Origin of the sequence: Siminovitchia jepli (assembly GCF_047228825.1) — a bacterium.
Classification (GTDB): Bacteria; Bacillota; Bacilli; order Bacillales; family Bacillaceae_C; genus Siminovitchia.
Map to the genome: position 1 here is coordinate 16,544 of NZ_JBFEGN010000022.1, position 26,832 is coordinate 43,375.

25 protein-coding genes and 1 riboswitch are annotated in these 26,832 nt (G+C 42.5%); of the genes, 19 read left to right on the forward strand and 6 right to left on the reverse strand.

Annotated elements, in window-relative coordinates; translation table 11 throughout:
- Positions 1–213 precede the first annotated feature (213 nt).
- The 5 genes from AB1L08_RS09940 to AB1L08_RS09960 all read left to right on the forward strand — a co-directional run bounded on the left by AB1L08_RS09940 (position 214) and on the right by AB1L08_RS09960 (position 4,736).
- A complete protein-coding gene (locus AB1L08_RS09940; protein WP_413064498.1) occupies positions 214–1,314 on the forward strand; it encodes a DNA sulfur modification protein DndB in 1,101 nt (366 codons plus the stop codon).
- Complete coding sequence (locus AB1L08_RS09945; protein ID WP_413064499.1) at positions 1,311–2,336, forward strand: DNA sulfur modification protein DndB; 1,026 nt, start codon at positions 1,311–1,313, stop codon at positions 2,334–2,336. The genes AB1L08_RS09940 and AB1L08_RS09945 overlap by 4 nt, the downstream gene beginning before the upstream one ends.
- Positions 2,337–2,492: 156 nt before the next feature.
- Positions 2,493–3,056, forward strand: coding sequence for a competence protein ComK (locus AB1L08_RS09950; RefSeq protein ID WP_413064500.1), 564 nt, complete (start codon positions 2,493–2,495; stop codon positions 3,054–3,056).
- A gap of 330 nt (positions 3,057–3,386) precedes the next feature.
- A complete protein-coding gene (locus tag AB1L08_RS09955) occupies positions 3,387–3,551 on the forward strand; it encodes a hypothetical protein (protein ID WP_413064501.1) in 165 nt (54 codons plus the stop codon).
- A 63-nt stretch (positions 3,552–3,614) separates the two neighbouring features.
- Positions 3,615–4,736 (forward strand): NAD(P)/FAD-dependent oxidoreductase, encoded by a 1,122-nt coding sequence (locus AB1L08_RS09960; RefSeq protein WP_413064502.1) that lies wholly within the window; start codon positions 3,615–3,617, stop codon positions 4,734–4,736.
- Between the two features lie 87 nt (positions 4,737–4,823).
- On the opposite strand, the gene AB1L08_RS09965 is transcribed toward AB1L08_RS09960, so the two are convergent.
- Complete coding sequence (locus AB1L08_RS09965) at positions 4,824–5,357, reverse strand: DUF6241 domain-containing protein (RefSeq protein WP_413064503.1); 534 nt, start codon at positions 5,355–5,357, stop codon at positions 4,824–4,826.
- 117 nt (positions 5,358–5,474) lie between these two features.
- Positions 5,475–6,464, reverse strand: a complete 990-nt coding sequence (locus AB1L08_RS09970) for a zinc-dependent alcohol dehydrogenase family protein (protein ID WP_413064504.1) — start codon at positions 6,462–6,464, stop codon at positions 5,475–5,477.
- 268 nt (positions 6,465–6,732) lie between these two features.
- On the opposite strand from AB1L08_RS09970, the gene AB1L08_RS09975 reads away from it, so the two are divergent.
- Complete coding sequence (locus tag AB1L08_RS09975; RefSeq protein ID WP_413064505.1) at positions 6,733–8,055, forward strand: short-chain fatty acid transporter; 1,323 nt, start codon at positions 6,733–6,735, stop codon at positions 8,053–8,055.
- Between the two features lie 450 nt (positions 8,056–8,505).
- On the opposite strand, the gene AB1L08_RS09980 is transcribed toward AB1L08_RS09975, so the two are convergent.
- Positions 8,506–9,489 (reverse strand): nuclease-related domain-containing protein, encoded by a 984-nt coding sequence (locus tag AB1L08_RS09980; RefSeq protein WP_413064506.1) that lies wholly within the window; start codon positions 9,487–9,489, stop codon positions 8,506–8,508.
- Between the two features lie 557 nt (positions 9,490–10,046).
- On the opposite strand from AB1L08_RS09980, the gene AB1L08_RS09985 reads away from it, so the two are divergent.
- Genes AB1L08_RS09985 through AB1L08_RS09995 form a run of 3 tightly spaced genes read left to right on the forward strand, consistent with a single transcriptional unit; the run spans position 10,047 to position 12,240 of the window.
- Positions 10,047–10,703: an amino acid ABC transporter permease gene (locus AB1L08_RS09985; protein ID WP_413064507.1), complete on the forward strand. Its 657-nt coding sequence runs from the start codon at positions 10,047–10,049 to the stop codon at positions 10,701–10,703.
- Between the two features lies 1 nt (position 10,704).
- Positions 10,705–11,427: an amino acid ABC transporter ATP-binding protein gene (locus tag AB1L08_RS09990; protein WP_413064508.1), complete on the forward strand. Its 723-nt coding sequence runs from the start codon at positions 10,705–10,707 to the stop codon at positions 11,425–11,427.
- Between the two features lie 24 nt (positions 11,428–11,451).
- On the forward strand, positions 11,452–12,240 hold the full coding sequence (locus tag AB1L08_RS09995; RefSeq protein WP_413064509.1) for an ABC transporter substrate-binding protein: 789 nt from the start codon (positions 11,452–11,454) through the stop codon (positions 12,238–12,240).
- Between the two features lie 129 nt (positions 12,241–12,369).
- Here AB1L08_RS09995 and AB1L08_RS10000 read toward each other — a convergent pair whose 3' ends face one another.
- Positions 12,370–14,028 carry a PucR family transcriptional regulator gene (locus AB1L08_RS10000; RefSeq protein ID WP_413064510.1) on the reverse strand — a complete coding sequence of 553 codons (1,659 nt, stop codon included), beginning with the start codon at positions 14,026–14,028 and terminating at the stop codon, positions 12,370–12,372.
- 184 nt (positions 14,029–14,212) lie between these two features.
- Between AB1L08_RS10000 and AB1L08_RS10005 the strand changes: the two genes are divergently transcribed.
- From AB1L08_RS10005 to AB1L08_RS10030, 6 genes are all read left to right on the forward strand, one after another.
- The gene (locus AB1L08_RS10005) at positions 14,213–15,553 is read left to right on the forward strand and encodes an aspartate aminotransferase family protein (RefSeq protein WP_413064511.1); all 1,341 of its coding nucleotides are present in this window, start codon (positions 14,213–14,215) and stop codon (positions 15,551–15,553) included.
- 892 nt (positions 15,554–16,445) lie between these two features.
- Positions 16,446–17,123 carry a CoA transferase subunit A gene (locus AB1L08_RS10010; RefSeq protein WP_413064512.1) on the forward strand — a complete coding sequence of 226 codons (678 nt, stop codon included), beginning with the start codon at positions 16,446–16,448 and terminating at the stop codon, positions 17,121–17,123.
- Entirely contained in the window at positions 17,108–17,761 is a 654-nt protein-coding gene (locus tag AB1L08_RS10015; protein WP_413064513.1) for a 3-oxoacid CoA-transferase subunit B, read from the forward strand. The genes AB1L08_RS10010 and AB1L08_RS10015 overlap by 16 nt, the downstream gene beginning before the upstream one ends.
- Positions 17,762–17,786: 25 nt before the next feature.
- Entirely contained in the window at positions 17,787–18,968 is a 1,182-nt protein-coding gene (locus AB1L08_RS10020; protein WP_413064514.1) for a thiolase family protein, read from the forward strand.
- Positions 18,969–19,004: 36 nt separating this feature from the next.
- Positions 19,005–20,267 carry a peptidase gene (locus AB1L08_RS10025; RefSeq protein ID WP_413064515.1) on the forward strand — a complete coding sequence of 421 codons (1,263 nt, stop codon included), beginning with the start codon at positions 19,005–19,007 and terminating at the stop codon, positions 20,265–20,267.
- 390 nt (positions 20,268–20,657) lie between these two features.
- Positions 20,658–20,909, forward strand: coding sequence for a hypothetical protein (locus tag AB1L08_RS10030; RefSeq protein ID WP_413064516.1), 252 nt, complete (start codon positions 20,658–20,660; stop codon positions 20,907–20,909).
- 255 nt (positions 20,910–21,164) lie between these two features.
- On the opposite strand, the gene AB1L08_RS10035 is transcribed toward AB1L08_RS10030, so the two are convergent.
- Together AB1L08_RS10035 and sspL are read right to left on the reverse strand one after the other, a co-directional pair.
- Positions 21,165–21,416: a sporulation protein gene (locus AB1L08_RS10035; protein ID WP_413064522.1), complete on the reverse strand. Its 252-nt coding sequence runs from the start codon at positions 21,414–21,416 to the stop codon at positions 21,165–21,167.
- 17 nt (positions 21,417–21,433) lie between these two features.
- Positions 21,434–21,574, reverse strand: a complete 141-nt coding sequence (sspL, locus tag AB1L08_RS10040; RefSeq protein ID WP_413064517.1) for a small, acid-soluble spore protein L — start codon at positions 21,572–21,574, stop codon at positions 21,434–21,436.
- A gap of 215 nt (positions 21,575–21,789) precedes the next feature.
- On the opposite strand from sspL, the gene AB1L08_RS10045 reads away from it, so the two are divergent.
- From AB1L08_RS10045 to AB1L08_RS10060, 4 genes are all read left to right on the forward strand, one after another.
- Complete coding sequence (locus AB1L08_RS10045) at positions 21,790–23,013, forward strand: aromatic amino acid transport family protein (RefSeq protein WP_413064518.1); 1,224 nt, start codon at positions 21,790–21,792, stop codon at positions 23,011–23,013.
- A gap of 7 nt (positions 23,014–23,020) precedes the next feature.
- On the forward strand, positions 23,021–23,914 hold the full coding sequence (locus AB1L08_RS10050; RefSeq protein WP_413064519.1) for an acetamidase/formamidase family protein: 894 nt from the start codon (positions 23,021–23,023) through the stop codon (positions 23,912–23,914).
- A gap of 477 nt (positions 23,915–24,391) precedes the next feature.
- A riboswitch (TPP riboswitch) is annotated at positions 24,392–24,507 on the forward strand.
- A 131-nt stretch (positions 24,508–24,638) separates the two neighbouring features.
- Positions 24,639–26,417, forward strand: a complete 1,779-nt coding sequence (thiC, locus tag AB1L08_RS10055; protein ID WP_413064523.1) for a phosphomethylpyrimidine synthase ThiC — start codon at positions 24,639–24,641, stop codon at positions 26,415–26,417.
- 20 nt (positions 26,418–26,437) lie between these two features.
- On the forward strand, positions 26,438–26,605 hold the full coding sequence (locus tag AB1L08_RS10060) for a serine protease (protein ID WP_413064520.1): 168 nt from the start codon (positions 26,438–26,440) through the stop codon (positions 26,603–26,605).
- Positions 26,606–26,832 lie beyond the last annotated feature (227 nt).

The following is a 26,832-nucleotide window of genomic DNA, read 5'->3' on the forward strand; positions in this document are numbered from 1 at the left end:
TTAAGAAAAAACGGGCTGGAACAAGAGTATTGAACTTCTGAATTGGAGTTCTTTTTTTAACGAAATTAAAAATTATAACATATTTATGTAATATAGCAAGATTTAAGATAAAAAAGGAACAATAGAAACTAAGCATAAAAGAAAATATATAAATAATTAGACAAATGAAATAATTTATATATAATTTGTATTAAAGGCAGGTGTGAATAAAGTATGAGTACCATGGAACTAATTACGAAAATTCAAGGGAAGGAATTTACGCAGTTTGGGAAAAAGATTCTTGTGACACAAATGAAGTTTTCATTATTGGAATCATTGTTTGAGGTAGATGAAGAGGTTCAGAGAAAAATTGATCCGGGTCGCAGGACTAAAATCAGAAATTTTATCCTTGATTCCCTGAATAGTGGACAGCCTTTTCACTTTTCACCTTTCGTGTTTTCAGCCAGAAAGGGAATCAATACAGTAGAAGACGGTTTTGAGTTTGTACCCGGATGCAAAATTTACATACTTGACGGGCAGCACAGAATTTCAGCTATTTCAAGTGCGCTTGGTGTTCTGAAAACCGAAAAAGAAGGAAAAGAGGAAATGGGGCAATACGAAGAAGCGGAAAAAGTTCGAAAAAAGATTGATTTCCTCAGGGGATACCCGATTTCTATGCAGATATACCTGGATTTGGGGAAAGAAGAGGAGAAACAGATGTTTACTGATCTAAATACAGAAAGAAGAGAAGCTCACGTCGGGCTGATTATGCAATATGATTACCGGGACAAATATACGGAGTGGACCCGGCAAGTAGCTGGTCGGCTGATAGAAGAGATGGAAATTGAACAAAAACGGTCTCGGCTGACGAACCAAAATTCGGCCATTACGTCTTTAACGATCATGAAAAGGTGTCTCATTGCCCTATTTGAAGGCATTTTATCAGTTAAAAAAGGCGATCCGTATCCTCGAGGATGCGATCCGAATAAAGTCCCGGATATTGCAGAATCGTTCTTTCGTACATGGATCCAGCTTTTTCCGAAGAAGATGGCGGACAGAAACAAATATGTTTCCGGGCTATCCGGCATTCAAATCGCATTGGCCTATACCGTCTTTATTCTTGTCAGAAAATATTCCATTCCCCATCAAGAGGCAATCAAAATGCTTTTAATATTAAAGAAATACTGCAGTTGGGAGCACACGGACCCGTTATTTTTGCATATGTACAACCCCGAGACCGGCAAAATCACGAACCATTCGTCCGTGACAGCCATACAAAAAAGCGCAAAGGCTTTTTTTCTTAAAATTTCCAGTGAGAGGGACAAGGAAAGATGATTACGGACATTGTTTTTAGCAAGCAGCAATCGATTCATTCTTACTCTATTGAAACTCTTGAGAAGATGTTTATGGAAGGAAAATTGAAGTTAAGGGAGATCAACATACCTCAAGTCAGGCAGATTCGCAATTATATATTGGACAATGCACTGGAAGAGCGCATTTATTTTCCACCGATTGTTGCCTATAAAAAAGAAGGCGTTCAGTCAGACACATTGTATATCATTGACGGAAATCAAAGAATGATGGCATTTACGCAGTTGTATGAATTTGCTTTTAAAAAGCTGGGAAGCGATGATCCAAAAGATGCGGAAAAAGCGAGGAAAGTACTTGATTTTATATGTGATACGGAAATTGCTGTGCAAGTGTTCGAAGGATTATCGGAAAAAGAAGCAAACCAGATGTATGTTGATTTTAATACAAAAGGGAAAAAAGTGGCATTATCGAAGCGAATTGCGTTTGATTCCAGGAGTGACATTAATCAAATTACGAATAAGGTGCTACAGGGCAATACAATGCTTCGGTCAGCAGGAATCGAGATGGAAAAAAGGGCAATTATCCGGCCGGCGAATAAAAATTTTCTATCCTTGTCCCAACTGAGGCAGGTTGTCACTGTATTTTTGACGGGAAAAATGACAGTTGATCAAAACAAAAACATCGAGCTGTCATTGGACGTGGATCAGTATTTGGAGCTGATACGTACGTGGTTCAATGAGTTGTTTGCATTATATTCTGCCAAATCCATCGGTGATTATGAAAAATCGATGCTGGCAAGTTTTCCGCTGGTAATGGCGGTCGTTTTGTATGCGCTTTCGGATATGGAGAATATGAGCTTCGAAGAAAGAAAGGCAACCATCATTTCCAGAATGAAAGGTTTGAAGGGGGTGGATTGGAGTAGAGACAATCCGGTATGGACGAATTTTGAAGGCTCTATAAGAGGAGCGTTCAAGTATTTTTACCTTGATAACAATAAAAAGAATATCGAAAAAATGGCGAAATGGTTGGAGCAGCAAGGGAGGTGATGCTGATGTGATCATACGTACATAAGGAAACCCTTGGATCATAATGTCACTGCAGACCTAATCCAAGGGTTTTACGGCTGGAGTATACCAACCTAAGGTTAGTATACTCCTTTTTTAGTTATGGGATAAGATTTAATAAAAAAGGAGGAGATAGCTTTGAAAAGAGTACACGAATATATTGTTCATAAGGAAACAATGGCTATTCTAAATCAATATGATGAGCATGGAAAGCTGTGTTCATTGGTGATGGAAGAGGGAGAAATTTACCAAGTGTGTACAAGCCCGCTTACAGTGATCAAACAAAGCATCCAGTATTACGGGGGCAGTCTGAATGGGGCGATTCTCGGAGCCAAAGAAGCATTGGGGAGGATCAGCATGCCGCCGGTGATGATCAATGCCAGTCAAGGGATTTGCTGGTTTCCAAGCAAATCGATCACTCACGAGGATTGCATCTGGTTTGCAGTTGACCACATTAAAGACTATGAACCTCTTGCTGGCAAAACATTACAAGTCCACTTTCACAATGGAGATTCTATCATCATCGAGAGTACATACGATCGATTTGAAAAGAAAGTGAACAGGGCGTATAAATTGAAAAACATTATGGAAAGGAGAACAACTGGCAAAGGGTTATGGCTGTATATCCCCAAAAACGAATTTAACATCATAAGAGATGCAGCAAGGAAGCACTACAAATTAGTCAAACGGAAAAATGATTAGGAATCAAGGGGACAAGAGCCGGAAGGCTGTTGTCCCTTTGAGGTTAAAAATATACTTTTATCCGTGGGAATGAAAGTTTCAAAATTTTACTGCTGAAATCACGGGGCCTACATTATCAATCTCTCAAGCTTTCTTCATAGAATATGGTTTCCAGATTACGAAGGGGCTATAGCAAAATACCAATCGTGTTATTCCTCAAAACTCTTTTTCATACGAACAGGGCAGATCCCCTTCGAACCAAGCCCTGCCAAGATGAATAATTTGATGATGGATGTGTTATTTTTTGTATAATGCAGAAAGACCACTTTGATTAGAATGGAGTGCTTTTGTATGGTCGATGAACCGGAAATGATCTTGAAAGAGATCTTGCAGCTCGTTTATGAAAAAGGACAGGAAGAAGGTGTTTCACTTCACCAGCTGCTGCAAGATGCAAGTGAATTGCTGTGTCAGTCTCAAGACTGTTCACTTTGTTCCTATGAAACCAATAGTTTATAATATCGACATACATTTAAATCAACAGCAAAAGCCAAAGTCATGAAAAGGGAAAGGCGTGAGCAAATGAAAATCATCGTTGTAGGTGCAGGTATTGTGGGAGCAAGCACGGCCTATCATTTAGCGAGGGAAGGCGTGGAAGTTGTGGTGGTGGATCAGCAGCATGAAGGCCAGGCGACTGCAGCGGGGGCCGGGATCATCTGCCCCTGGATATCAAGCGGAGAGGAAGAGCATCCGGATTGGTATGCGCTTGCCAAAGCGGGGGCCTGTTATTATCCTTCACTTATATCCATGCTGGAACAAGACGGTGAAACGAACGTCAGCTATCGTTTAGTGGGAGCCATGGCCGTGAACAGCGATGAAGAAGAACTGGATGCCATCGAGCAAAAGGTAAGAGAACGGCAATCGGAAACACCGGAAGTGGGTGAAATCCGCCGTTTGTCCGCTGATGAAGCACAAGCTCTTTTTCCGCCTTTAAAAAGCGGCCTCGGAGCTGTTTATGTTTCCGGATCAGCACGGGTAGACGGGAAATTATTAAGAGATGCCATGAAAAGAGGGGCCGAAAGGCACGGTGTCCTGTACAAGGCAGGGGAAGCCGGCCTTGAAGTAAAAGATGGAAAAGTTGCCGGTGTGCGTGTAAATGATCAATTGATTTCCGCCGATGCGGTTGTTGTAACAGCAGGAGCGTGGATTTCCAAGTTGCTGGAGCCTTTGGGGATTGATCTATCCGTTGAACCGCAGCGGGGACAAATCATCCATTTGGAAGTTCCAGGTCAAGACACTTCTGATTGGCCTGTCATTCTCCCGCAAAATGATCACTATCTTGTTTCGTTCGATGATTCCAGGGTGGTCGTCGGAGCCACAAGGGAAACCGGATCGGGCTTTGACTATCGCTTGACAGCAGCGGGTGTAAAAGAAGTACTAGATGAGGCATTGTCAGTTGCCCCCGGGCTTTCAAACAGTACTTTAAAAGAAGTCAGGATCGGGTTTAGGCCATTTGCCAAGGACTTGCTGCCTTTGATCGGATGCGTTCCTTCTATTGAAGGGCTGGTTATCGCCAACGGTTTGGGCGCTTCGGGATTAACAATGGGTCCGTATGTCGGCTCGGCAGCGGCTAATCTTGTATTGGGCAAAGAATTGGACATGGATCTTACTCCCTTTGATCCGTTGAGAAAAGCCACAGTTTAAAATGGATGCATAAAAAACAGCAGTTATCTCTATTGGGGCAACTGCTGTTTTTGAGTACCTTGCAGTATGACAAAAAGTGTATGTATTTTAGCTTCCCGCTTTTTTAAAATTATTCCTGATAAACTCTTTTTCTTCATTTTCAGACATAATGCCATATGCTTTGCCAATCGTACCCCCTTGATAAACCCAGAAATAGTTATGGTCTTCGTCAGCTTGCGAGAAGTCCCCTTTCTTCCATCTTTCCAGTATTGCAAGCAGCTCTTCTTTTCTTTCAAAATTGCTTTTTGAAACGACTTCATATACATCGTTGATCGTTTCAGGGATCATGGGAATGGCTCCCCATTTTTCCTCGGCTCTCACTTTCTGGTGGGTCATTTTGTGCATCACATCAATCACTTCATCTTGCGTTGCATTTTCATCAAGATCCACCTTATAGCTGATTCCATCGATTTCCTGGGTTTGTTCCATAAATTCTTCTGTTGTCACGCCTGCCGCTTTAGCTTTTTCCTTCATCTCAAGGTTTTCATTTTCATGTTTATTCACTAAATACTGGTATCCTCCATATAAAGAAAGCAGCAATACACTGGCAGAAACAGCAACAATGATCAATACCTTTTTCAAAATGAATTCCTCCCGATTCAAATCTATCATTTTAAAGATGCCTCATATTTGAATGAAATCGGCTTTGAATTCTTATTAAAACATTAACATCTTTTTGAATATTTTCATAGTAATCATTTATATTTTATAGCTGGTTAAAAACACTTTTCCTTTACGAGACTCCATAGCATCAATGGCCTCTTTAATATTCGATATGTCATGTTGCGAATGTACTTTTGCCAATCGTATTTTCCGATCGTTTAAAAGCTTGATCAACAAATCAAAGGTTTGCTGCCATTTTTCTGTGGACACATTTTTATTCCAGTTTCTTAAATGAAACATATTTGCCTTCACTTTGGCCTCATTGACGATTTTTTGCCAGTTGACTTGAATCCCGGATAAAAGGCCAATCGTTAAAAATTGACCATTTGGACGAACGCAACATGCCAGTTCCGTTCCGGCCGGGCCACCGATGGAATCGATCGCAGCATCTGCACCCATCCCATTTGTCAATTCCAGCACTGTTTCACGCAGCGGGTCTTTAGAAGTATCGAAGACATGGGACGCCCCCAGTTCGATTAAATCTTCTGTATGTTGATGGTTTCTCGTAATCGCAATCAATTGGAAACCCAATATGTTTGATAGCTGGGCAAAAATACGGCCAATTGCAGAACCGCAGGCATTTACAAGTAAAATATCATCCGGTTTGAGATGTAAAATCTCGGTGCAAGTCACCCAGGTTGTGACAGGATTGATATACAGCTGTGAGGCCGTAAAATCATCGATTGAGCCAGGGACTGGAACTACAAATTCCACAGATGTCTTGACGAACTCCTGCCATGTACCCTCTCCCCTTAAAGGCAGCACGCGCTTGCCAATGAGATCTTGGGAAACGAATGGGCCGACATCTTCTACAATGCCAACTCCCTCGTAGCCGGGTATATCCGGCAGCGAAATCCGATGGGCATATGCCCCTCTAATCGGGATTAAGTCAGAAGGATTGATGGGCCGCACCAGCATGCGAACCAGTACTTCATGATCTTTGGGCGGTTCAACGGTTTTATATTCAATTTTTAACACGTCTTTCGGGCTGCCGAATTCATCGTATTTGATACACTTTGCATTCACTGTTATTTTTCTCCTTCATGCAAAAAGAATTGATTTGATTATATCATGATGATCAAAACTATTTCTTGCAGGATTCCACTATTAAAAAATGAATAGGGAATTACGGGAGGATAACCGGTTAGTAGAAAGAAGGGAGTGAGTATTCTGAAGTTATTTTTTATACACAGTGTATAAAAACGAAAATTTCTTTCATACTTTCAGATAATTACCAATTCCGCAATTTTATCTTATGATTTAAGTTACATTAGAACAAAAAGGGGGTAAAAGTGTGTTAGCAAGTATTGCAGACCGTTTTTCAAAAGTTGTACAACGGTATTTGCCGGATGCATTTGTAATCGCAGTCCTCATGACTGTACTCGTTTTTGCCATGGCCTTGGCAATGAATCCAACGGAACCCGGCATGATTTTTTCGGCCTGGGGAGATGGGTTTTGGACTTATTTGGCATTTACCATGCAAATGGTACTCCTGTTAATGACAGGAATGACGCTGGCATCCGTTCCTTTTGTTAATAGAGGGCTTGCTAGTCTGGCAAGATTGGCAAACAAACCTTGGAAAGCTTATTTATTGACTTTTCTTGTTTCTGCCGGTGCCTACTACATTAATTGGGGTTTGGCCGTTGTAGTTGGAGCCATCATTGCGAGGGAAATCGGAAAAAGAAATGAAAATGCCCATTTTCCGCTGCTGGTAGCTTGTGCCTATTCGGCAACTGTTCTTTTTCCCGGGGGAATCTCCAGTTCAATTGGATTGACCATTGCAACAGAAGGCCATTTTTTGGAAGAAGTGATGGGGGTAGTTCCAACTTCAGAGACGCTGTTTCATCCATCTACCATTATTATCTTTTTATCTCTGGTTTTGACAATGTCGCTTTTTATCATTTTAATGTCTCCGAAGAAAAATATTATCAGCTATCAATTGAAGGACGGGGCGGAGCAATCATATGCACGGAATGAAACTGACACAAGTAAATTAACGCCAGCCCTGAAGCTGGAATACACTCCTGTTTTGGGAATACTGATTGGAACAATTGGTATTATCTATACAATCATTTCATTTGCAGGCGGACGAGACTTAGACTTGGATATTATTAATCTTTTCTTTTTATCACTGGGCTTATTATTTCACCGTTCATTGGGTCAATATGCAAAAGCCTTTATTGATGTTTCAAAATCGATTTCTCCCATTGTCCTGCAATTCCCTTTCTATGCAGGCATTATTGCGGTGTTGACAAGCTCCGGATTGGGCCAATTAATCATTGATGGAATGATTTCTGTTGCCACGCCGGAGACGTTCAATGTTTTCACTTACTGGGTGGCCGGTTTTGTAAACATATTTGCACCGTCCGGCGGCGGACAATGGGCATTGCAAGGTCCTTTACAGATCCCTGCAGCAATTAAACTTGGTGTAGACCCTTCCAAAACAGCGATGGCGGTTGCATGGGGAGACGGCTGGACAAACTTGATTCAGCCATTTTGGGCATTGCCGATCTTATCTGTCGTCGGCCTCCATATTCGCGATATTATGGGCTATTGTATCTTGTTAAGCACCTTAGTGGGTGTCGTGACGAGTATTTTGATTTACTTTTTATATTAAAAAATTCATTGACATTGGGCAGTCCGGTTTCTATTCAAACTTAAGAACCAAGTAATATGTAAGTATCTAAAATGGGAGGTTCAGCCAAAGGCTGAACCTTTCTTATGAAGTACCTTGATACTAATTTTTAGAAACCAGTCCATTTTATACGAAGAATAAGCAGAAGAAATTCTCGAGTTTGGTGCGAATACTCACGAGAAAAAGGAAATACTATCAAAATTGTCCGTAATAGTCACGAGAAAAAGGAAATACTATCAAAATTGTCCGAAATACTCTCGAGAAAAAGCAGATACTATCGAAATTTACAGGAATACTATCAAGAATAAGGAGACACTCTCGAGTTGAATACTATCAAAAAATAAGAAAATACTCTCGAGTTTGGTACGAATACTATCGAGAATAAAATACACTCAATTTTGCAGCACTACTACCAACTTTTACGTGATACTCCTACGACCACTTCCTTAATTTTTCCAATGATAATTCATATTTTCGATTTCGGAATGTTCCATTAAATGGAAAACCCAGCGAACCAAGCAGCCTTGTAGCGGCGGAAACGGAATCAAATTGAAGAAAATTACGGAATTGGCGATTCGTAATGGTATCCCCAACCAAAAGGTAATAATCAATTAACGCCTGAACGTGTGCCATTTTATCAGCACGTCCGCATTTCCGGCATTTCCATGTTCCAAACGCCCTTACCATAGACAAGCAGTTGCAATGATCGCAATAAACACCTGAATGGATGTCGCTTTTTTTTACCTGATACTCACGCAAAATATCAGGTTTTAAAGGGGTATCAAGCTTAAGGAGGAGGCGGGTAATGTTTTGAAGGTCGGCATTCGATATGAGAGGTTTTTGATTATTTTTCCAAAACAATTCAGACTTTTGACGAATGGCCGAGGGGCGAATGATTTTTTGGCCCGCAATGTGTTCATATCTGGAATCAAATTTAATGATGGATGAAGGGTTCGTTACGACTACAAATGAGGAGCTCGGAAGGGGGATGCGGATGTGATTTTGAATGAAATTAGTCAAATGATATTGCTGGTTTTCCACTTGCACGACGGGATTGGGGTAGGATTCGGTCCGTCCCTCATATGTCTGTAGCATCTGCTGCTCTTCGAAAATTAAGGTGCCGGAGTGATTCTTTGCCTCATAAATGATGAAATAACGGTTCGATAACAAGAGCAAATCGATCTGGAAAAAAGCGTTATTAGAAAGGGGAAGCCGAAGGTCATGGAAAATATAGTGTCCTTTCTGCGGTAACTGCGCTATATAATAGTCCAGCGACAATTCCCCGTAGTAACCTGCCCTCCTAAATCTTAGCTCTTCCCCAATCTTGCTTCTGCCGGGATGATTCGGGTGGAGCCTCCTTAAAAGTGCCGCCAATATAAGGATTTTCAAAGGAATCGTTCTACATTTTTTGATCATAAATCCACCTCATTTCGATTGATATAACGTTTAATTCGACAATATTTCTTAAATTCCTTCATCTGCTGATAAAAATACTATCCACTTTGGAGGAAATACTCCCGCCTTTAGAAGGAATACTCTCTTCATTATAAAAATACTCCCATCTTTGGAGGAATACTCCCGACTTAAAAAAAATACTCCCACCTTTGGGAGGAATACTCTCTAAATTTAAAAATTACTCTCGACTATGGGAGGAATACTCTCTACTTTCAAAAGATACTCCCGACTTTTGACGAAATACTTACGAAAAAATAAAAACACTCCCGACTTTTAATGAAATACTCTCAAAAAATAAAAATACTTTTACTCTAGAGAATAAGACAAATTCTTATCTGCTTTTTATACAGCAAGTATAAAAAGATTTCGTACATTATGATGAATTGGATAATGAAATCGCTAACATCTTATTGTTAATATATAACTATGTCTAAAGGGTGCTTGATCCCAATCATTTATCAATGCGCTGTCGTTGGATGACAAAGGACAAAGAAACTGAAAAAAGGATGTATGTACGAATGGGTCAATTTATGGATAGTTTCACATCGACATTTAGCGGCTTTATGCAGGCTGCTTTTGTTACTCTGCAAATCACTGTCGTTTCATTACTACTGGCGAGCGTGATTGGATTATTTGTAGCGCTTATGAAAATATCGAATAAGAAGTTTTTGGCGTGGCTTGCCAATATTTACATCGGTATTATTCGTGGAACACCGCTGATCGTTCAAATCATGTGGCTATATTTCGGGATTACGCAAATTGTGGTTTTATCAGCGTTTTGGGCAGGAGCCATTGCACTGGCGATTCACAGCGGGGCATACATTGCCGAGATCTTCAGAGGGGCCATCCAGTCTATTGACAAGGGACAAATGGAAGCAGCGGAATCGCTTGGCATGACGAAAAAGCAAGCAATGAGAAGAATTATTTTTCCTCAAGCGTTCAAACGATCCATTCCTTCGTTGGGGAACCAATTTATTATCGGTTTAAAAGACTCTTCGCTTGTCGCTTTCATCGGGATTACAGAGATCTTCAACCTTTCTATGAGCCAGGCCGCCACCACTTTCAGACAATTGGAATTTTATACCATTGCAGGAATTTATTATTTAATTTTAATCGTTATTTTTACACTGATTACCAACAAAATTGAAAAACACCTGGACACGGGGAGAGTATAAGATGATTAAAGTGAAAAATTTGCATAAGTACTTCAAGGATTTACACGTCCTCAAAGGGATCGATCTTGAAATTAATAACAAGGAAGTCGTTGTGATTCTCGGGGCAAGCGGATCGGGAAAAAGTACGCTCCTGCGGTGCTTGAATTATCTGGAAGTCAAAGACGAGGGTGAAATTTGGTTTGAGGACATCAAAGTCGACCCTGCCAATATCAAGTTAAATAAAATAAGGGAAGACATCGGGATGGTTTTTCAACATTTTAATCTCTTTCCCCATAAAACGGTGATTGAAAACATCATTGAAGCACCGGTCGTTGTCCGTAAAATGGACAAGGAAAAAGCTGCTGAGCAGGGGATGGCGCTGTTGAAAAAAGTCGGTTTGGAGGACAAGGCTCATGTGTATCCCGAGAAGCTGTCCGGGGGACAGAAACAAAGGGTGGCGATTGCGCGGTCACTGGCCATGAATCCCCGGGTGCTGCTTTTTGACGAACCAACGTCGGCACTCGATCCCGAATTGGTTGGAGAAGTATTAAACGTCATGAAAGAATTGGCGCAAGAGGGGATGACGATGGTCGTTGTCACGCATGAAATGGGCTTTGCGCGTGAAGTTGCAGATCGAATCGTGTTTTTGGATCAGGGAGTGATCGCAGAGGAAAGCACTCCCGAAGAATTTTTTACAAATCCAAAAAGCGAGAAAGCCAGGCAGTTTTTAGGAAAAGTTTTATAACATACATTTTAGGGGGTAACAGATGTGAAAAAGTCAATTTTAATAATGATGATGGGGATTCTTTTGGCAGGATTAGCTGCCTGCGGTTCAAAGGAAAGCGGCGAAAAAGCAGCTAGCGGCGCCGAAAATGGGAAAAAAGAGGATTTTGTTTTTGCATCAAGCGGACTTTATCCGCCTTTTAACTACACGGACAATAATAAGTTGGTAGGTTTTGACGTTGAAATTGGTACAGCGATTGCCGAAGAAATGGGCATGAATCCCAAGCCTGTAACCAATCCTTGGCAAACCATCATCGCCGCATTGCAGGCAGACAAATTTGACGCGATTATCGGAAGCATGGCGATTACAGATGAAAGATTAAAAGAAGTTCATTTTACAGACCCTTACTATGAGTCAGGTGCCCAAATTTTTGTCAGTGAAGACAATGATTCCATTAAAAGTGCGGACGATTTAAAAGATAAAACGATTGGCGTGGTCGTTTCCAGTACTTTTGAAGAAAATGCAAAAGAATATACAGACGATGTAAAAACGTACGACAGTGACGTTACCGCGCTGCAAGATTTGCTGGTAAAGGGGCGTCTCGATGCTGTTATCACGGATCAACTTGTTGGAATGTACGCCGTCAATCAAAACAACTTGAAAATCAAACAAGTGGGCGAACCGATTTATTTGGATCAAATGGGAATTGCCATTAAAAAAGATGATGAAGGATTATTGAAAAAAGTAAATGAAGCGTTAAAAACGATTAAGGAAAATGGAACATACGGCAAAATTAGTGAAAAATACTTCGGTGAAGATATTTCCAAGGAATAGCAAAAAGGACAATACGTACCTGTCATGACGGTATGTATTGTCCTTTTCTTTTTAATGTCTTATAAATATTTTGAAATGTCTGAAATGACATAGTGTTTTTAAAAATAACATGCGTTCCTTAAATTTCCATTATTGTTTGTCCTTATCCAATATGTTCACCAGTTTATATGCCATGACACCGAGCTGCAATTTCATCAGATCCTCCGTCGATTTGATATCAAGCCCTGTTCTGATTTCAATTTGATTCAGCCTGTATCTTAACGTATGGCGGTGAATATACAGTTCTTCTGCCGCTTTTTGGATGCTTTGGTTATTTTTAAAATAACTGTCCAGTGTCCCGATTAAATCGATTTCTTTGTCTTTTTCACTGAGTAATCCGCTGATATGATCTTCATAAATGGACGTTAAATTGATCCCGTTTCTCCTCATTTCCAAAAGCAAATCATACATTCCCAAATCGTTATAATGAACAATATGGGCTTCCGTACTGATTAAGTCACTTAATTTTACGGCATATTGTGCTTCCCGTGCGCTTTTTCCCAAATCATCCACGCGATTGTAGTCCTTGCCAATCCCGATGACCAATTCAATGTTTGGAAAATAGTAAGTCCAATTTTTTATTAAGTCGTTGGCCAGGGAAACACAATGTTTATATTTATTTTCTTTCGTTTCACCCGTTACATTCGTTAAAAAGATGATCGAATGTAATTTTGTCTGGATCATGTATTGCTTCTTTTTCTGAATAAGGATTTGTTCAGTTAAATGGTAAAGCCTGTCCGTTATGTTGTCATCAATGTTTTCCGGATGCTTGAATGCCAGGTGAAAAACGGACTGCTGCAACGAAAGATCATAATTCAGCTTTAATCCATGGTCAATCATGTCTCTTTCATTGATATAATTTTGGCTGAAAATGTCATCCAAAAAATTGCTTTGAATGCGCAATTGTGTTTCTTCGATCGCTTGCTTTTTCAAAAATTCCATTGCATAGATCGGTGCGGCTTGCTCAATCGCTATATCATCAAGCTCCTGCCAGTGATCTTCCGGTTTCATCATGACGATCCAGCCGTAGCACGATTGTTTGGCGATAATTGGGTAAATTGTGAAAATATGGTTTTCAAACGTCACGTTTACGGTTGCTTCTTTTTCCAAACTGGCCAATAAATGTTTCGAAATATCAATCTGTCGGCCATTCACGGAACAAGTCGTTTTGCCGGTTGTGAAATTCCCCGTTTTATTTGCGTAAATTACGTCGTAAAACTCATTGTATATGACAAGGTTGGCCGCTGTTAATTGGGCCAGCCGCTGTGTGACATCGGTTAAACTTCGATCATTTAAGATCAAATTCGTTAATTCCCGGTGAATATTTTCCGATTGCTCGAGCAGGTACATTTGGTTGTTGACGATCTGTTCCAAAATGGCTTTTGTGATTTCCGAGAAGTTGATATCCGTCGGAATTTCAATCAGCGGCAAATCATTTTTGTTGGCCAGCTCAATAAAACTGGCTGGTATTTCCTTCATGTAAAAGCTTGTATAGATGGCGATTCCCGACAGTAATTTTGATTTGAACAGCCTGTGGAATGCCTCCATGCGCTCCTCGTTTTCTGCTAATCCGAAGCCCGTCGTAATTAAAAATTCCCCGTGCTGGAGCCTGCCGATATCCTCCAATACTTCAACGATGGTGACCCATTTAATGTTGTTTTCAATCCCTTTATGCCCTGCTACTAATCTTGTCTTTTTCATGATGGGCAGCTGCAGTGCTTTATGAATGCTGATCGCTATTTTAGACAACCCCTACTATTAGTTTTATACACAAAGTACAATGAAGTGCGGTGTTTTTTACATTTTGGTCGAATAGATAGTCCATATGGCGTTAGCTATAATTTTATTATACATATATTATCATTTTTGCGAAGGAAACGTTTTCTATGATGCATATATGTGAATTTGAGCTGATGATTGAGGTGGAAATCATATGGAAAGAACCTATTTAATAAAGCCGGTTTTAGATCGCGAATACCCTATCATTACGCATGGTAAAGGGATTTATTTATATGATGACCGAGGAAAGCAATATTTGGATGGTTCTTCGGGAGCTGTTACAGCCAGTATTGGACACGGTGTACAAGAAATTATTGACGCCATGGCGGAACAATCGAAAAAAGTATCATTTGTTTACCGTTCACAATTTTCTACAGAAGCGGCGGAACAGTTGGCAAAAAAAATGAGTGAGATATCACCAGGGGATCTAAATTGGTCTTTTTTTGTCAACAGCGGTTCTGAAGCGACTGAAACGGCGATGAAAATCGCCATTCAATATTGGCAGGAGCAAGGAATCAAAACAAAAAATAAAATTATCTCGAGGTGGATGAGCTATCACGGCATTACGATGGGGGCCCTTTCCATGTCCGGCCATATTCAGCGGCGGGAACGTTTTGAACCAATGCTGGAAAACTATCCATCTGTTTCACCCCCTTACTATTACCGGGATGCCAATGGCCGAACGGTAGAGGAATGTGATGATGCTTATGCGGAAGAACTGGAAAAAGCAATATTGCGGGTCGGTAAAGAGCATGTCGCTGCATTTATCGCCGAGCCGATGATCGGCGCTGCAGGCGGTGCTTTGACACCTTCTGATCAATATTTCCGGAAAATCAAGGCTGTTTGTGATGAGTATGACATTTTATTGATTGCGGATGAAGTCATGACGGGGGTGGGCAGAACCGGAAAAATGTTCGGCATGGAGCATTTTGGTGTCACGGCCGATATTATGGCGACCGGCAAAGGGATGGGTGCGGGCTATACGCCGATCGCTGCCGCGGTTGTGAGTGAAAAAGTAATGGAGCCGATTTCAAACGGTTCAAAAAGCATCATGAGCGGACATACATTTAGTGCCAACCCGCAATCTGCAGCAACCGCGTTGGCAGTCTTGCAATATATCGAAAAGCACAATGTGGTGCAAAATTCTGCGCGTATGGGTGCCTACTTAAAAGAGCGAATGAAAGAATTGGCGCAAACAAGTGAAATCATCGGCGATGTCCGCGGAAAAGGTTTATTTATCGGTATCGAGTTTGTGCAAGACAAGGAAACGAAAACATCTTTTGCCCGAGAATCCGATCTTGTCAATCGCATTGTACAGGCCAATTTTGAAGAGGGCCTCCTCGTCTATCCTGCCAACGCCGGTGTAGACGGGCTGACCGGCGATGCGATCATCTTGTCACCCCCTCTTACGATTACGAAAGAAGAAGTGGATGAACTCGTCAGGCGATTTGCAGCCGCCCTCGGGAAGGTGGAAAGGGACCTGCATGGTAAGTAACTCCGGAAAGTCGTGAGTAAGTCCGTCAAATTCGTGAGTAAGCCCGTCAAAGTTGAGAGTAATTCGGAAAGTCGAGAGTAATTCCGAAAAAGTTGAGAGTAATTCGGAAAGTCGGGAGTAATTCCGAAAAAGTTGAGAGTAATTCCGTCAAAGTCGTGAGTAACTCGTCAAAGTCGGGAGTAATTCCGAAAAAGTTGAGAGTAATTCGGAAATTCGCGAGTAAGTCTGTCAAAGTTGAGAGTAATTCCGTCAAATTCGCGAGTAAGTCGGAAAGTCGTGAGTAAGTCGGAAGGTCGAGAGTAATTCCGTCAAAGTCGTGAATAAGTCCGTAAAGTCGTGAGTAACTCCGTCAAAGTTGTGAGTAAGTCGGAAGGTCGAGAGTAATTCCGTCAAAGTCGTGAATAAGTCCGCCAAAGTCGCGAGTAATTCCGTCAAAGTTGAGAGTAAGTCGGAAAGTCGAGAGTAATTCCGTCAAAGTCGTGAATAAGTCCGTAAAGTCGTGAGTAACTCCGCCAAAGTTGTGAGTAAATCGGAAAGGTCGAGAGTAACTCCGTCAAAGTCGTGAATAAGTCCGTAAAGTCGAGAGTAAGTCGGAAAGTCGCGAGTAACTCTGCCATAGTCGTGAGTAACTCGTCAAAGTCGCGAGTAAGTCCGTAAAGTCGAGAGTAATTCGAAAAAATCGCGAGTAACTTAAAAAAGTCGATACTATTCCCGAAAAGTCGTGAGTATTTCCGAAAAGCATGTAGTATTCCCGACTAAGCAGGATTCACACGGACTCCATCCGGAAGGCAATACAAAGTCCGGGCCCGTAAAGTGATCCTTTAAGCCAAATATGATCGGAACAAGATTTATCAATATATTTTTTAGAAAATAAATACGAGGAGCGTTGATGATGACAAAGGTACAATCCGTACAAGATGCGGTGAAACATATAAAAAGCGGTTCCTCTCTGATGGTCGGAGGCTTTGGAGGAATCGGCAATCCGCCGACTTTAATCAAAGCTATTTTGGAAAGCGGTATTGATGGGCTGGCTTTAATCTGCAATGATGCAGGGTTTCCGCATGTAGGGATCGGACAGCTGATTACGGAAGGAAGAGCGAAGCAGCTGGTTGCATCACATATTGGCTCTAATCCGAATGCCGGAAAATTGATGCATGAGAATAAATTGGAGATTGAGTTTTCTCCCCAAGGGACGCTGGTTGAACGGATCCGTGCCGGGGGCGTCGGTTTGGGGGGCATTTTAACCGATATCGGTATAGATGGACTTGTCGCGGAAGGGAAAGAAAAAGTGGAGGTGAACGGACAGACATTTTTGCTTGAAACACCGTTAACCGCGGATGTAGCGATTGTCTATGCAAGAAAAGCGGACACATTTGGCAATTTGATTTTTGATAAAAGTGCGAGAAATACAAACCCGTTGGTAGCGATGGCCGGAACGATTACGATTGCGGAAGCGGATGAAATTGTTCCTGCCGGCGAGCTGGATCCGGAGGAAATCGTTACACCTGGGGCGTTTGTTGATATCGTGGTAAAAAGTGAAGGGGTGAATTGGACATGGGCATGGGAATAAGCGTGCGCGAAGCGATTGCAAAGCGGGCTGCGGAAGAAATCAAAGACGGGATGGTTGTGAATCTCGGCATCGGCATCCCTACCTTGGTTGCCAACTATATTCCTTCCAATATAAACGTTATGTTTCATGCGGAAAACGGCGTTTTGGGTACGGGGCCGGCTCCGTTAAAAGGGGAGGAAGATCCCAACTTATGCAATGCCGGCGGGATTCCAATGACCATCGTACCGGGCGCATCTTATTTCGATAGTACAATAGCATTTGGCATTATCCGCCGCGGGTTGTTGGATATTACGATTTTAGGGGCGTTTGAAGTAAGTGAAAACGGCGATTTGGCGAATTGGATCGTTCCTGGAAAAATTGTGTCCGGCATGGGCGGCGCAGTCGATTTGGCACAAAAGGCCAAAAAAGTGATTGTGTTAATGAACCATACGGATAAACATGGCAATCCGAAAATTGTCCCCAAATGTACGCTGCCGCTTACTGCCGAAAAATGTGTCGATCTGATTATTACAGACATGGCCGTTATCGAGGTGACGAAACAAGGATTGCAGTTAATAGAAGTGAAGGATCCATATACAGTGGAAGATGTGATGAATGCTACAGGGGCGGCGCTTCAGGTTGCAGATTTTGTAAAATAGCGGAATAATGGAGGGATGTCACACCATGCAGGATGCAGTGATCGTAGCAGGTGTCAGAACAGCAGTTGGTGCTTTTGGCAAGTCGCTAAAAAATGTGGAGGCCGTTGAGCTCGGCAGGCAAGTTTTAGAAAAATTAATGGAGAAAACGAATTTCCCCAAAAGCGGTGTTGAAGAAGTGATCTTTGGCCACGGGTATGTACACGGCGGCGGGTTGAATTCCGCGCGGATCGCGTCCCAAAAAGCAGGCTTTCCTGAAGAAACGCCGGCATATATCGTCATCAAAGCATGCGGCTCAAGCTTAAAGGCCATTACAAATGCAACGGCTTCCATTCAGACGGAACAAAACGAAGTGATCGTGGCCGGGGGAACGGAAAGTATGAGCAACGTTCCTTATATTGTAAAAAACCGCTGGGGCTCCAAGTTTGGCAACATCCTCATGGAAGATGCGCTGATGGCAGACGGGCTTGTTTGCTCATTGGGACATGAACATATGGGGGTCACAGCCGAACGGCTGGCAGACCAATATCAAATCTCCCGTGAGGAACAGGATGAATTTGCCTATAACAGCCATGCAAAGGCTGCCAAAGCGATTCGTGAAAATACATTTTCCGATGAAATCGTTCCCGTTGAAATCCACACAAAAAAAGGCATTGACTATTTTTCCATAGATGAAAGTGTAAGAGAATCCATTGAGATGGAAAAACTGGCTTCATTAAAGCCAGTCTTTAAAAAGGACGGTTTCGTTACAGCTGGAAATGCCTGCCCCATGAATGACGGGGCTGCAGCACTCTTGATGATGTCCCGTAAACGTGCGGAGCAGGAAAAACTGCAGCCGCTTGTAAAAGTAAAAGCTTATGCCAGTGCCGGTGTGAACCATTCTGTGATGGGAATCGGCCCTGTTCCGGCGACGAAAAAAGCGTTGGAAAAAGCGGGATTGACACTTGATGATATTGGCTTAATCGAGTTGAATGAAGCTTTTGCCGCCCAGGCGCTCGCCGTCATCAAAGAATTGGGCCTGGATGAAAGCCGTGTAAATGTCAATGGCGGTGCGATTGCCCTTGGGCATCCGGTAGGTGCGACCGGCGCCAAATTAAGCGTTACGCTTATCCATGAAATGATCCGCTCAAAAACGAAGTACGGCATGGTCACCATGTGTATGGCCGGAGGTATGGGCATTACGGTTATTTACGAAAATATGACAATATAGACTACCATTAAGGAAATTTTTAAAGGAGGGAAAGGCGTGACGATCAAACAGCATATCAATCAATGGATCGATGAAAACAGGGAGGCCCATATTGAGTTTTTGCAAAAACTGGTTCAATTGGCGAGCACGCAAGGAAATGAAAAAGAAGTCCAGGAAAATGTGGCCCGTTTTTTAAAAGATCTTGATTTGGAGGTCGATGTTTGGGCTTTGGATGGTGAGAGATTAAAAAAACATCCATATTTTTATTCAAATCGGGAAACATTTGAAAACAGCCCCAATGTGGTGGGTGTTTTAAAAGGAACAGGCGGGGGAAAATCGATCATTTTAAATGGCCATGTAGATGTTGTCCCTGAAGGAGACCATGAACAATGGGATCACGATCCGTACAGCGGAAAAATTGTCGACGGAAAAATGTACGGGCGCGGTGCCACGGATATGAAGGGCGGCAACGCATCATTAATGATTGCCCTTGATGCCATCAAATCATTGGGTATCCGTTTGAAAGGCGACGTGATTTTTCAGAGTGTTGTGGAAGAAGAAAGCGGCGGCGCAGGAACGTTGGATGCGGTTTTAAAAGGATACAAAGCGGATGCTGCGATCATTCCGGAGCCTACCAACATGAAAATTTTTCCGAAACAGCAAGGCTCCAAATGGTTCCGCCTTATCGTGACAGGCAGAACAGCACACGGCGGCACAAGGTATCATGGCGTCAGTGCAATTGATAAAACGTTCGTCGTGACTGAACATGTAAAGGAATTGGAAAAGATCCGAAACGACCGGATTACAGATCCCTTATATGATAACATTCCCATCCCTGTTCCCATCAACATCGGCGCCATTAAAGGCGGCGATTGGCCTTCTTCCGTTCCGGACATTGTTCAAATGGAGGGGAGAATCGGAATCGCGCCCAACGAAACGATGGAACAAGTTCAGGCGGAAATGGAGGAATGGATGAGAAAGCTGGCGGAGAAGGATGAGTGGTTTAAACAACATCCCGTTGAAGTCGAATGGTTTGGCGCAAGATGGGTCCCCGGGGAAATTGCAACCGACCACCCGCTCATGAATTTATTGATCAGCAATTTCAAAGAAGTAACGAACGAAGAACCGGTCATCGAAGCGGCGCCCTGGGGAACGGATGGCGGACTGCTATCGCAGGTTGGCAATACGCCAAGCGTTGTATTTGGACCCGGCATCACCGGCCTTGCCCATTTTCCAAACGAAGCGATTGAAATCGAAAAAATCTTTGATGCGGCTAAAATTATAGCGGCCACAATTGTGGATTGGTGTGAAATAAATTAATAGAATGTGATTCCACTTTTGAAAGCCCGGATGGATCATCAGAGGGTTTTTGCCCTAAAAAGTCAATATGTAGATATTGATTCGTATATTGAGGTAATCAACTGTTTAAAGGGGCTGTCCAAAAAGGGCAAATCCTTTAAAATTAAAAAATCAAAAATGCTGTTATATCAACATTTTTGAACAGAGAAAGGGGTGTCCAAAAGTAGAAAAATCGACTTATCGGACAGCCCCTTTTCATAAAAATTCAGGCAGGACGTTCATTTTTCCGTTTTTTCAGAATGTCCGGCCTTGCCCATTTCTTTGGACAATGATCAACTTTTGAATAACTTCTTTTTATAAAGATAACACTTTACATATCTTAGCAATGATCTAAAAATGGGGTGAAGTCACATGCGTTCTAATAGTAAGCATACCGGACAGGAATCAAGTGGAAAAAACGGAGGCTCTTATGTCTTGCGTGCCAAGCCGACTGCGGCTGGTGAACCGCAAAATCATTCAGTACCAGAAGGAAAACAGCTCGAAGAGATAAGACCATATCCCGATATGACAGAAAACTTGTCCGGGTATTTAGAGAATCCTGGTATGAAACGATTTGATGAAAGTGCGCATAAAACGAAGCCAAATGAAAAGAGAAAACAATGAATGTGATCCGGGAGGCCGAACCGTGAAAACGATCGAATATTGCGCAAATACGATTCGGGAACCTGGAAATATGATCCAGTTTTGCACAAATACAATCCGGAGACCACGAAAACCGATCGAGTTTTGTACAAATACGAAAGCCTCAAAAACCGATCGAGTTTTGTGCACTACAATCGTGGAACCATAGAATATGATTAAATTCTATTCAAGACGGAAAAGAGCAAGCCCCTTCGGACTTGCTCCCTACGCCGGGCATCAGAGCGGCAGCCGCTCATACACTTCATTCAGTTCCTTTACACGTTTTTCATCCTGCGCCTGTCTGGCGTATTTCAATTCTTCTTCTAGGACGGAATCCAAATAGTCCGTCTCTTCTTCTCCCAATTCATCCACAAATTCTTTTTCATTTTTGTAATGGTGATTTGAAAGTTTTTTGTATATTTGCCGGCCGAATTCCTCGTCGGCATAGTTGGACATTGTTTCACGCAAGTAGCCTAATGTGTGATCGATGAGATTCACCTTCTTCATTAAATCTTTGTGTTGCTTTTTTTGCTCCGTTCTTCCAACTGGGTTTTTGGTGCCTGATTTGCTTTGTCCTCCGAATAACCTTGCGGGTTTACGCTCGTTATGGCTCTTCTTTCATTTTTGATCGGATCTCTTCGGTCCATGGTGCCACCTCCATGTATTTATTGTTAAATGAATTTCTTTTTTTATTCCCGGCTAATGTGATGTTTATTTTTTTGAAAGGGTTGGGAAAGATAACGGTATTGTAAAAGCCTCTAAAAAAAATATCATTCGATGTAATCGGTCTCATACTTTTTAGTTTGATATAATGATTTTTGATTGACAACATAGAATTTTTTACAACAAAGGAGAGGTTTTTTTGTCTGATTCTAGTTCTAATGGAAAGTCCGCACTCGTCCGGACACAGTTAACTCTAACAGAAGGAGTTTCTTTAATTGTAGGTGCTAATATCGGAGCAGGTATTTTGAGTTTGGCATACGGAACCCGGCATGCAGGTTGGCCTGTTCTATTGTTTTGGGTGATCGTTGCAGGCGTTCTTACAACCATATCGATGCTTTATGTTGCGGAAACGACGCTTCGCACGAAGCAGAATTTGCAGCTGAGCGGTTTGGCGGAAAAGTATGTCGGGAATTTGGGATCATGGCTCATCTTTTTATCGGTTGCCGTAAATGCATTGGGTGCGTTAATTGCCTATATGTCCGGAAGCGGGCAAATATTGGCTGAATTATTTGGGATGCCTCCTATATTAGGAAGCTTTTTGTTTTTTATTCCTGCTGTAGCGGTTATTTGGCTTGGACTAAAAGCAGCTGGGGTGGCAGAGAAGTTTATTACGTTTGGTATGCTCTTTTTGGTTATTCTTTTAATTTTGGCATCGATTATCGGTCCAGGTTTAAAAGCCGAGTATTTGACTTATACGAATCCGAAGTTTGCCATCCCGGTGTTTAGCTTGACGGTCTTTTCCTTCTTGGCTCAATACATCGTTCCGGAATTGTCCCGCGGTTACTCGAAAGAGACCATTAAAAGTTTGCCTCGTGCCATCGTCATTGGCATGGCGATTACCGGAATCTTATTGGCGCTCGTTCCGATGGCAGCACTTGGTTTGACTGGTCCGGAAAAAGTGACCGAAGTGGTTACGATTGCCTGGGCAGAAGCTTTGGGAAGTTGGGCATTCTTTACAGCGAACGGGTTTGCGCTGCTCGCGATGTTGACATCATACTGGGCGTTGGGACAAAGTTATTTTACGAACATTATTGACCGCTTCAAAGTGCCTTCCGAAACGAATAAAAAATATCGCGCCATTGTTTTGTCGATCGTTGCCATTCCGCCGTTTATCCTGGCGTACAGCGGTTTTGTCGGTTTTGTTGATGCTTTATCGATCGCAGGTGCCTTTGCCGGAATCATGATGGCGATTGTACCGGTTATGATGATTAACAAGGCGAGAAAAGTGGGCGATAAGGAACCAGAGTGGACATGTGGCAAGCTTGCCCACCCTCTTATTCAAACGCTGATTATCGTTTTATACACCGGTGCCGGTGTTTACACGCTTTTGGGGATCTTTAACGTCCTTCCGAAAGGCTGGTAGGATTGGGATGAGGTTTATAGGTAAAAATAGAACAATCACTCATTTCGCTGCAGACATGGAGCCAATTGTGCATGTTGAATCCGGAGCGACGATCACCGTGGAAACTCACGATTGCTATGGAGGACAAATCGACAATGAGAGTATACTGCGCCCCGACATCAATTTGGACACGATGAACCAGGCAACCGGCCCGATTTTCGTAAAGGGCTTGGGAAAGGGTGATGTTCTTCAAATTGAAATCAAGGACATCGAGCTTGATCCTTACGGAGTAATGGTCACATCCAAAGGTTTGGGTGTTTTGGGTGAACAAATCAAGGAGCCGACGACCCGGATATTGCCGGTAAACGAGGGACAGGTCTGGTTTAAGGAAGGTTTTGTTTTTCCTGTGCGGCCCATGATCGGGGTCATCGGAGTGGCTCCGGCCTCCGGCCGTATTCATTGCGCCGTACCCGGAGAGCATGGCGGCAATTTGGACACGAAGGACATAACAATTGGGCGTAAAGTTTATTTTCCGGTTTTTCAAGACGGCGGCTTAATTGCCCTGGGCGATCTTCACGCATCCATGGGAGACGGTGAATTGGATGGAACCGGTGTTGAAATTGGCGGCAGGACAACATTAACGGTAAGAACCGTAAAAGGCAGAACACTTGAAGCGCCTGTCGTTGAAACCGCGGATTCTTTTCTGTTCTTGGCTTCGGCAAAGACTTTGGACGAGGCGATTCGAAAGGGATCGGAACGCGTTGTCGGGCACTTGGAACAGGAACTGTCGCTCGAATTCCAGGAAGCTTACAGGCTTCTGAGCATGCTTTGTGATGTGCGGATCAGCCAGATCGTCAACCCGCTTGTGACGGTGAGAGTTGCCGTGCCGAAAGAATTGCTGCCGAGATTGTTTATGAAATGAGTTTGTCCCTGGGGGACAGGCTCTTTTTTGATGGAATATATGCTATAGCCATGCATTCTATTTTCCAGATTATGTTAATACCAAGTAACAAATACTGTCCAAGAACTGGTTTTACTGTTCGATAAGGAAGATTTATGATCCAAAACGGGGTATTTACGCTCCGCCAACAAAAATTGGGGAACAGGGATAGAGCCTCTATCCCTTGACCGCCTTTTTTATGCCATCAAGGACTATATCGGGATGCAGGATCGGAATCATATGGCCAAAATTCAGAACCATTTTTCCGGCAGTGTTTTCCGAATATTTAGATAACCATTTTTAAACGGGTAATTCTTGAAATCTTATTTTAAATATTACCTGAAGGAAAGAAACTCATAATGACAGATAGATTGAGTACTTATCATGACAAAAGGTTCATTTTTTCCATAGCTCTTGCTTTTTTTATTCCAGATTTGTATACTTTTAAGCAAATCTAATAGTAATAACTAGGGGTGCCCAATGAGTTGGGCTGAGAGAAGAAACACGATGAAGTTTCTTGACCCTTTGGACCTGATCTGGTTAATGCCAGCGTAGGGAAGTTAGTCGGTAGTTTTGTGATACAATATATTCAAGCCGGGTCCAGTCTTTTTTTGTGGACCCGGCTTTTTGATGTATCTGCCGCTAAGCTGTGTATTCAGATCTCGTCCTTTCAATTATTTTGTAGAGGAGAGATTTTTTTATGTCCATGTCATTCACAAATGAAAAAAATGGTGCAGTCATGTTTCAATTTCCTGGAAGCAAAAAAGTGTATGTAGAGGGGTCAAGGCCCGATATCAGGGTTCCCATGCGGGAAATTATGTTGAGTGAGACGAAGACGGAGGTCAAAGTGGAAGCGAATTCTCCCGTTCGAGTATATGATACAAGCGGTCCATATACGGATCCTGATGTTACCGTAGACATTGCCAAAGGATTGCCTCCGCTTAGAAGCAAGTGGATTCAAGAACGAGGAGATGTAGAAGAATATGAAGGCCGGGAAATGAAACCGGAAGACAATGGCTTTAAATCCAATCATGATCCGCGTGCCGATCGTCATATTTTTCCCGGGTTAAAGTGTAAACCACTCCGCGCCAAAAAAGGCACAAACGTTACCCAACTCCATTACGCCAAAAAAGGGATGGTTACACCTGAAATGGAATTTATTGCAATTCGTGAGAATATGAAACCAGAATTTGTCCGGGATGAAGTGGCAAGCGGCAGAGCGATCATTCCTGCAAACATTAATCACCCAGAGGCTGAGCCTATGATTATTGGGAGAAATTTTCATGTCAAAATCAATGCGAATATTGGGAATTCCGCGGTAACGTCCTCCATCGAGGAAGAAGTCGAGAAGATGACTTGGGCAACACGTTGGGGCGCTGATACAATCATGGATCTATCAACAGGGAAAAATATCCATACAACCCGTGAATGGATTATTAGAAACTCTCCGGTTCCGATTGGGACAGTTCCCATTTACCAGGCGTTGGAAAAGGTAAATGGAGTTGCGGAGGATCTTACATGGGAAGTATATCGCGATACTTTGCTGGAGCAGGCGGAGCAGGGGGTCGATTATTTTACCATTCATGCCGGCGTTCTGTTGCGATATGTTCCTTTGACAGCCAATCGTGTTACAGGAATCGTCTCCCGGGGCGGGTCTATTATGGCTCAATGGTGTCTGTATCACCATAAAGAAAATTTTCTTTATACTCATTTTGAAGAAATATGTGACATCATGAAGACTTATGATATCGCCTTTTCGTTAGGGGATGGCTTGCGTCCGGGTTCCATTGCGGATGCAAATGATCAAGCGCAGTTTGCGGAGTTGGAGACGCTTGGTGAACTGACGAAAATCGCCTGGAAGCATGATGTCCAAGTGATGGTGGAAGGGCCGGGGCATGTGCCGATGCATCTTATTAAGGAAAATATGGACAGGCAAATGGAAGCCTGCCAAGAAGCTCCCTTTTACACGTTAGGCCCACTGACAACCGATATTGCTCCTGGGTATGATCACATTACCTCTGCTATTGGTGCTGCAATGATTGGTTGGTATGGCACCTCCATGCTTTGCTATGTCACTCCAAAAGAACATTTGGGACTTCCGAATAAAGATGATGTTCGGGAAGGGGTCATCACTTATAAAATCGCCGCACATGCGGCAGATTTGGCGAAAGGCCATCCGGGTGCGCAGATGAGAGATGACGCACTTTCCAAAGCCCGATTCGAATTTCGCTGGGAAGACCAATTCAACTTATCATTGGATCCTGAACGGGCAATGGAATATCATGACGAGACTCTTCCGGCTGATGCGGCCAAAACTGCGCATTTCTGCTCCATGTGCGGACCCAAATTTTGCAGCATGAGAATTTCTCATGACATTCGTAAATATGCGGAAAAAAACAACTTAAACACGCAGGAAGCATTTGAAAAAGGAATGCAGGAAAAAGCGGCTGAATTCCAAAAGTCCGGAAGCAGCATATACCAATAGTTATCTCCGGGGGTTTTCGTATGAATGTACAAAAAATAATTGAGGAAATTAAGCAGTTGGAAAGGCAAATAGAGGTATTGCAGATACAGATAAGTGAAATTCAACAATCATGCGACCACCATTTTATTGGCAATGAATATTATGAGACTTGCAGCAAATGCAATAAGGTGAATGTATTATACTATTAACAGGTTTACTGGTAAAAACCCACGCAGAGCTTTCTCTGTCGTGGGTTTTTATGAATTTTTTATTCGATATGTTTCCCTCATATGGACACTTACATTCATATTTTTGTATATGAAAGATAGCAAAGAAAGACAATTTCAACCAACTTTCAACAGCTTTGAGGAGTAAATTTATGTTTTTTAGTCCTTAAAACAGAAAATGCACTTATCCACAGATGTAAAAATTTACC

Coding starts and splice junctions, on each gene's coding strand:
- AB1L08_RS09940 (WP_413064498.1), top strand. CDS start 214: ATGAGTACCATGGAACTAATTACGAAAATTCAAGGGAAGGAATTTACG.
- AB1L08_RS09945 (WP_413064499.1), top strand. CDS start 1,311: ATGATTACGGACATTGTTTTTAGCAAGCAGCAATCGATTCATTCTTAC.
- AB1L08_RS09955 (WP_413064501.1), top strand. CDS start 3,387: ATGGTCGATGAACCGGAAATGATCTTGAAAGAGATCTTGCAGCTCGTT.
- AB1L08_RS09960 (WP_413064502.1), top strand. CDS start 3,615: ATGAAAATCATCGTTGTAGGTGCAGGTATTGTGGGAGCAAGCACGGCC.
- AB1L08_RS09980 (WP_413064506.1), bottom strand. CDS start 9,489: ATGATCAAAAAATGTAGAACGATTCCTTTGAAAATCCTTATATTGGCG.
- AB1L08_RS09985 (WP_413064507.1), top strand. CDS start 10,047: ATGGGTCAATTTATGGATAGTTTCACATCGACATTTAGCGGCTTTATG.
- AB1L08_RS09990 (WP_413064508.1), top strand. CDS start 10,705: ATGATTAAAGTGAAAAATTTGCATAAGTACTTCAAGGATTTACACGTC.
- AB1L08_RS10005 (WP_413064511.1), top strand. CDS start 14,213: ATGGAAAGAACCTATTTAATAAAGCCGGTTTTAGATCGCGAATACCCT.
- AB1L08_RS10010 (WP_413064512.1), top strand. CDS start 16,446: ATGACAAAGGTACAATCCGTACAAGATGCGGTGAAACATATAAAAAGC.
- AB1L08_RS10015 (WP_413064513.1), top strand. CDS start 17,108: ATGGGCATGGGAATAAGCGTGCGCGAAGCGATTGCAAAGCGGGCTGCG.
- AB1L08_RS10020 (WP_413064514.1), top strand. CDS start 17,787: ATGCAGGATGCAGTGATCGTAGCAGGTGTCAGAACAGCAGTTGGTGCT.
- AB1L08_RS10030 (WP_413064516.1), top strand. CDS start 20,658: ATGCGTTCTAATAGTAAGCATACCGGACAGGAATCAAGTGGAAAAAAC.
- sspL (WP_413064517.1), bottom strand. CDS start 21,574: ATGGACCGAAGAGATCCGATCAAAAATGAAAGAAGAGCCATAACGAGC.
- AB1L08_RS10050 (WP_413064519.1), top strand. CDS start 23,021: ATGAGGTTTATAGGTAAAAATAGAACAATCACTCATTTCGCTGCAGAC.
- thiC (WP_413064523.1), top strand. CDS start 24,639: ATGTCATTCACAAATGAAAAAAATGGTGCAGTCATGTTTCAATTTCCT.
- AB1L08_RS10060 (WP_413064520.1), top strand. CDS start 26,438: ATGAATGTACAAAAAATAATTGAGGAAATTAAGCAGTTGGAAAGGCAA.